This window comes from Microbacterium sp. 2FI (genome assembly GCF_005502885.1).
GTDB lineage: Bacteria > Actinomycetota > Actinomycetes > Actinomycetales > Microbacteriaceae > Microbacterium.
Genome location: NZ_SCMR01000008.1, coordinates 128178 through 135218, shown reverse-complemented (window position 1 = coordinate 135218; position 7041 = coordinate 128178). Strand labels below are relative to the sequence as shown.

At 60.2% G+C, this 7041-nt stretch carries 2 protein-coding genes and 3 rRNA genes; all 5 read left to right on the top strand.

The genetic code is table 11. From position 1 onward, the window contains the following. Nucleotides 1-660, top strand: a 16S ribosomal RNA gene (locus FFS15_RS09080); the annotation flags it as partial. A 417-nt stretch (nt 661-1077) separates the two neighbouring features. Further along, nucleotides 1078-4181 (top strand): 23S ribosomal RNA (locus tag FFS15_RS09075). Between the two features lie 101 nt (nt 4182-4282). Then, nucleotides 4283-4399 (top strand): 5S ribosomal RNA (gene rrf, locus FFS15_RS09070). Between the two features lie 92 nt (nt 4400-4491). After that, a complete protein-coding gene (locus tag FFS15_RS18975; protein ID WP_349290459.1) occupies nt 4492-5997 on the top strand; it encodes a primosomal protein in 1506 nt (501 codons plus the stop codon). Continuing rightward, nucleotides 5997-7031, top strand: a complete 1035-nt coding sequence (locus FFS15_RS09060) for an HAD-IIA family hydrolase (protein WP_137844693.1) — start codon at nt 5997-5999, stop codon at nt 7029-7031. The genes FFS15_RS18975 and FFS15_RS09060 overlap by 1 nt, the downstream gene beginning before the upstream one ends. The last annotated feature ends 10 nt before the right edge of the window (nt 7032-7041 follow it).

Sequence of the window (7041 nt, the reverse complement as noted above, 5' to 3'; positions counted from 1 at the left end):
GGGGAGTACGGCCGCAAGGCTAAAACTCAAAGGAATTGACGGGGACCCGCACAAGCGGCGGAGCATGCGGATTAATTCGATGCAACGCGAAGAACCTTACCAAGGCTTGACATATACGAGAACGCTGCAGAAATGTAGAACTCTTTGGACACTCGTAAACAGGTGGTGCATGGTTGTCGTCAGCTCGTGTCGTGAGATGTTGGGTTAAGTCCCGCAACGAGCGCAACCCTCGTTCTATGTTGCCAGCACGTAATGGTGGGAACTCATGGGATACTGCCGGGGTCAACTCGGAGGAAGGTGGGGATGACGTCAAATCATCATGCCCCTTATGTCTTGGGCTTCACGCATGCTACAATGGCCGGTACAAAGGGCTGCAATACCGTGAGGTGGAGCGAATCCCAAAAAGCCGGTCCCAGTTCGGATTGAGGTCTGCAACTCGACCTCATGAAGTCGGAGTCGCTAGTAATCGCAGATCAGCAACGCTGCGGTGAATACGTTCCCGGGTCTTGTACACACCGCCCGTCAAGTCATGAAAGTCGGTAACACCTGAAGCCGGTGGCCCAACCCTTGTGGAGGGAGCCGTCGAAGGTGGGATCGGTAATTAGGACTAAGTCGTAACAAGGTAGCCGTACCGGAAGGTGCGGCTGGATCACCTCCTTTCTAAGGAGCATCTGGCACCCTTTGGGGTGTCCAGGCGCCAGATCGAGAACACATGTTTCTCGCTGGTAGCTCATGGGTGGAACATTAGACAAGATGCCGGTCAGGGGATCCTGAATCTAGTACGCCGCTTGCGGTTGGAACGGTTGGGGTGATGCTGCCGGCATATGCACGCTGTTGGGTCCTGAGGGACCGGATGCTGGGTCTTCGGGCCTGGTTGACGAACCTCGGGGCCTTTTCTGTTGCCGGCTTGCTGCTGGTTGCGGGGAGGGTACCGCCCGTACTTTGAGAACTACACAGTGGACGCGAGCATCTTTTGAACTGATCTTTGATCGGTTCATATTGATGATCTTAAAGATCATTAGTCAATTTCGAGTCGGCCTTCGGGTCGAACCGATTCTTTGATGAAAACTCATGTGATTTCAAGTCTTTAAGAGCAAACGGTGGATGCCTTGGCATCTGGAGCCGAAGAAGGACGTAGCAATCTGCGATAAGCCTCGGGGAGTGGATAAGCACACTGTGATCCGAGGATTTCCGAATGGGGAAACCCCGCTGGGCGGCGTGCCGACCTGGTGACTCCCGCCTGAATATATAGGGCGGGTAGAGGGAACGTGGGGAAGTGAAACATCTCAGTACCCACAGGAAGAGAAAGCAACCGCGATTCCGTTAGTAGTGGCGAGCGAAACCGGAACAGGCTAAACCGAGTACGTGTGATATCCGGCAGGAGTTGCGTATTCGGGGTTGTGGGACTTTTCAGACAGGTCTGCCGATCTGTCGGCGTTACAAGAAGGTATAGACGAACGGTCTTGAAAGGCCGGTCATAGAGGGTGCCAACCCCGTAGTCGAAATGCCTCTCTTGACGCGAAGAGTATCCCAAGTAGCACGGGGCCCGAGAAATCCCGTGTGAATCTGTCAGGACCACCTGATAAGCCTAAATACTCCCAGATGACCGATAGCGGACAAGTACCGTGAGGGAAAGGTGAAAAGTACCCCGGGAGGGGAGTGAAATAGTACCTGAAACCGTTTGCTTACAAACCGTTGGAGCAGCCATAGCAGCTGTGACAGCGTGCCTTTTGAAGAATGAGCCTGCGAGTTAGCGATATGTGGCGAGGTTAACCCGTGTGGGGTAGCCGTAGCGAAAGCGAGTCTGAATAGGGCGATTCAGTCGCATGTCCTAGACCCGAAGCGAAGTGATCTATCCATGGCCAGGTTGAAGCGACGGTAAGACGTCGTGGAGGACCGAACCCACTTAGGTTGAAAACTGAGGGGATGAGCTGTGGATAGGGGTGAAAGGCCAATCAAACTTCGTGATAGCTGGTTCTCTCCGAAATGCATTTAGGTGCAGCGTTGCGTGTTTCTTGCCGGAGGTAGAGCTACTGGATGGCCGATGGGCCCTACAAGGTTACTGACGTCAGCCAAACTCCGAATGCCGGTAAGTGAGAGCGCAGCAGTGAGACTGTGGGGGATAAGCTTCATAGTCGAGAGGGAAACAACCCAGACCACCAACTAAGGTCCCTAAGCGCGTGCTAAGTGGGAAAGGATGTGGAGTTGCTTAGACAACCAGGAGGTTGGCTTAGAAGCAGCCACCCTTGAAAGAGTGCGTAATAGCTCACTGGTCAAGTGATTCCGCGCCGACAATGTAACGGGGCTCAAGCACGCCACCGAAGTTGTGGCATTGACATTATTGGTAGGCCTTCGTGGTCCAGCCGTGTTGATGGGTAGGAGAGCGTCGTGTGGCCAGCGAAGCGGCGGTGTGAACCAGCCGTGGAGGCTACACGAGTGAGAATGCAGGCATGAGTAGCGAAAGACGTGTGAGAAACACGTCCTCCGAAAGACCAAGGGTTCCAGGGTCAAGCTAATCTTCCCTGGGTAAGTCGGGACCTAAGGCGAGGCCGACAGGCGTAGTCGATGGACAACGGGTTGATATTCCCGTACCGGCGAAGAACCGCCCAAACCAATCCAGTAATGCTAAGTGTCTGAATCCCTGTGACGGATCCCTTCGGGGTGAAGCGTTGGGCCTAGCACACGACCCTATGCTGAGGCGGTTAGCGTATTAACAGGTGTGACGCAGGAAGGTAGCCCAACCCGGGCGATGGTTGTCCCGGGGCAAGTGCGTAGGCCGAGTCGTAGGCAAATCCGCGACTCATGCAGGCTGAGACACGATGCGGATGAAAAGTGGGTGATCCTATGCTGCCAAGAAAAGCATCGACGCGAGGTTCTAGCTGCCCGTACCCCAAACCGACTCAGGTGGTCAGGTAGAGAATACTAAGGAGATCGAGAGAATCGTGGTTAAGGAACTCGGCAAAATGCCCCCGTAACTTCGGGAGAAGGGGGGCCTTCGGCGTATTAGGACTTGCTCCGAAAGCGTTTGGAGGCCGCAGAGACTAGTGGGTAGCGACTGTTTACTAAAAACACAGGTCCGTGCCAAGTCGCAAGACGATGTATACGGACTGACGCCTGCCCGGTGCTGGAAGGTTAAGAGGACCGGTTAGCCGCAAGGCGAAGCTGAGAATTTAAGCCCCAGTAAACGGCGGTGGTAACTATAACCATCCTAAGGTAGCGAAATTCCTTGTCGGGTAAGTTCCGACCTGCACGAATGGCGTAACGACTTCCCAACTGTCTCAACCGCGAACTCGGCGAAATTGCATTACGAGTAAAGATGCTCGTTACGCGCAGCAGGACGGAAAGACCCCGTGACCTTTACTACAGCTTGGTATTGGTGTTCGGTGTGGCTTGTGTAGGATAGGTGGGAGACTGTGAAGCACGGACGCTAGTTCGTGTGGAGTCGTTGTTGAAATACCACTCTGGTCACTCTGGATATCTAACTTCGAACCGTAATCCGGTTCAGGGACAGTGCCTGGTGGGTAGTTTAACTGGGGCGGTTGCCTCCCAAAAAGTAACGGAGGCGCCCAAAGGTTCCCTCAACCTGGTTGGCAATCAGGTGTCGAGTGTAAGTGCACAAGGGAGCTTGACTGTGAGACTGACAGGTCGAGCAGGGACGAAAGTCGGGACTAGTGATCCGGCAGTGGCTTGTGGAAGCGCTGTCGCTCAACGGATAAAAGGTACCTCGGGGATAACAGGCTGATCTTGCCCAAGAGTCCATATCGACGGCATGGTTTGGCACCTCGATGTCGGCTCGTCGCATCCTGGGGCTGGAGTAGGTCCCAAGGGTTGGGCTGTTCGCCCATTAAAGCGGTACGCGAGCTGGGTTTAGAACGTCGTGAGACAGTTCGGTCCCTATCCGCTGCGCGCGTAGGAAGTTTGAGAGGATCTGACCCTAGTACGAGAGGACCGGGTTGGACGAACCTCTGGTGTGTCAGTTGTTCCGCCAGGAGCACCGCTGATTAGCTACGTTCGGGATGGATAACCGCTGAAAGCATCTAAGCGGGAAGCCGGCCTCAAGATGAGACTTCCATACCTTCGGGTGAGAGGCTCCCAGCCAGACTACTGGGTTGATAGGCCAGATGTGGAAGCGCAGCAATGCGTGCAGCTGACTGGTACTAATAAGCCGATGACTTGATAACACACCGTTTCTGGTGCTTGCGTCCACTGAGTGGTTCTCGATGTACGGTCGAGAACCGCATAACAAATGCTTTTGTTGTGCAGACTGAAACATCAATAGTGTTTCGGCGGCCATAGCGAGAGGGAAACGCCCGGTCCCATTCCGAACCCGGAAGCTAAGCCTCTCAGCGCCGATGGTACTGCAGGGGGGACCCTGTGGGAGAGTAGGACACCGCCGGACTTCTTTCATGAAAGGGCCACCCAACGCTGGGTGGCCCTTTCACGTTAACAACCAACATTGCCTCCGGGCGTTGCATTCGGGAGGATCGAGAGATGGCAGACCACGAGTCGCGCGACGGCGCAGCCGATCACGAGCAGCGCCCGCGCACCGGGAGCCGTCCTCCCCGAGCGCACGACAGTCGTCCACCGCACGCCGCAGGCAAGAAGCCGTACGTGAAGCGTGATGGCGACAAGAAGCCGTACGTGAAGCGTGACGGCGACAAGCGCCCGTACCCGCCGCGCGACGGTGACCGTAAGCCGTACCCGAAGCGGGACGGTGAGCGGAAGCCCTACGAGAAGCGCGACGGTGACCGGCCGTACGTGAAGCGTGACGGCGACAAGCGCCCGTACCAGCCGCGCGACGGTGACCGTAAGCCGTACCCGAAGCGGGACGGTGACCGTAAGCCGTACGAGAAGCGCGACGGTGACCGGCCGTACGTGAAGCGTGACGGCGACAAGCGCCCGTACCCGCCGCGCGACGGTGACCGTAAGCCGTACCCGAAGCGGGACGGTGACCGTAAGCCGTACGAGAAGCGCGACGGCGACCGGAAGCCGTACGAGCGTCGCGAGAGCGGCCCGCGGCCGATGCGCGGCGGGGCGGATCGGCCCGACCGGGCGACGCGCCCCGAAGAGATCCGCGCGATCAGACCCCATCACGACGACCCGATGATCCCCGAGGACGTGACGCCCCAGGATCTCAACACCGGTGCTCGCAACGAGCTCAAGACCCTGAGCAAGGAGAACGCAGACCAGGTCGCGCGCCACCTCGCGATGGCCTCGCAGCTCATCGACGAGGATCCGGACCTGGCGCACCAGCACGCCCTCTCGGCGTCGCGTCGGGCCGGTCGCATCGCGATCGTCCGCGAGACGCTTGCGATCACCGCCTACGCCACGGGCGACTACGCCCTGGCATTGCGCGAGCTGAGGACGTTCCGTCGCATCTCGGGGCGTGATGACCAGATCGCCCTCATGGTCGACAGCGAGCGCGGCGTCGGCCGGCCGGATCGCGCCCTCGAGGTCGGGCGATCCGTCGACCGGGCAGCCCTTCCCGCTGCCGTCCGCGTCGAGCTCGCGATCGCGATGTCGGGTGCCCGCCTGGATCTCGGTGAGCCAGAGCGAGCCCTCCAGGAACTCGACATCCCCGAGCTCGATCCCGACCGCGCCTTCGAGTGGAGTCCGGCGCTCTTCGCCGCCCGGGCCACCGTTCTCGAAGAGCTCGGTCGCGATGCCGAGGCCGAGAAGTGGCACCAGCGCGCTGTCGTCGCAGCCGATGCCATCGATGCCGCGAGCGGCGTCGATGATCTCGAGACCGTGATCATCGAGGAGATCGATGAGATGGAGCTCGAGCCCGAATACGTCGAGATCGTCGATGACGATGACGATGACGATGACGTTGAGTCTGATGATGATGACGAGTCTGATGTTGATGACGAGTCTGACGACGACGCCACCCCGATCCTCGAAGCCGACGTCCGGGCCGACGCCGCGGTGACGGTCGAGGATGAGGTGGCCGAGATCCTCGCCGACGCGGGAATCGAGGACGACGGGCGCGACGACTGATGGCGCTGTTCGGGCGTCGGGCGGCAGAGTCGACTCCGCTCGACGGCGTCGACGTCGTGCTGGCGGATCTCGACGGCGTCGTCTACGCCGGCGCCGGCGCGCTGCCGCACGCGGTCGAGAGTCTGCGCCGCGCTGCCGAGGGCCGGACTCTCGGCTACATCACGAACAACGCCTCGCGTACCGACGCCTCGGTGGCCGCTCACCTGAGCGAGCTCGGATTGCCGACGGCTGCGCACGAGATCGTGACGAGTCCGCAGGCCGCGATGCGTCTGCTCGCCGACCGCGTCGCCCCCGGATCGACCATCATGGTGGTCGGCGGGGAAGGCCTCGTCGTCGAGGTCGAGAAGGCGGGCTTCGTCGTCACGCGCAGCGCCGATGACGCACCCGCCGCCGTCGTGCAGGGCTTCGCGCCCGAAGTCGGCTGGGCGCAGCTGGCCGAGGCCGCGTATGCGCTCGCTCTCCCGGAAGACGAGGGCGGCATCCCCTGGATCGCCACCAACACCGACTGGACCATTCCGCAGGCCCGCGGCATCGCGCCGGGGAACGGCACCCTGGTCTCGGCCGTGCACACCGCGATCGGGCGTCTCGCGACCGTCGCCGGCAAGCCCGAGGTGCCGATCTTCGAGGAAGCCGTCGCGAGATTCGCGGCGCAGCATCCGCTGTTCCTGGGTGACCGACTCGACACCGACATCCTCGGCGCCAACCGTGCCGGCATCCCATCGGCGCTCGTGCTCACCGGCATCGATCGGCCCAAGCACGTGCTCGCGGCGCCCGCGGGCTCGCAGCCGACGTTCATCCTCGGCGACCTGCGCGAGCTCCACGAGCCGTATCCCGACGTGCGCCTCGAGGGTGACCAGGCGACCGTCGGCGGTGCGAGCGTGCGGATCGAAGGCCCGGATGTCCGCATCATCGCCGAGGGCCGGCCGATCGACCTGCTGCGTGCCGGTGCCGCGGCGATCTGGGCGACCGGTCGCGCGATCTACGGCTTCCGTGTTCCCGAGCAGCTGTACGCGGATCCGTTCCACCGGCCGTGACGCCCGGTGA

Coding starts and splice junctions, on each gene's coding strand:
- FFS15_RS18975 (WP_349290459.1), top strand. CDS start 4,492: ATGGCAGACCACGAGTCGCGCGACGGCGCAGCCGATCACGAGCAGCGC.
- FFS15_RS09060 (WP_137844693.1), top strand. CDS start 5,997: ATGGCGCTGTTCGGGCGTCGGGCGGCAGAGTCGACTCCGCTCGACGGC.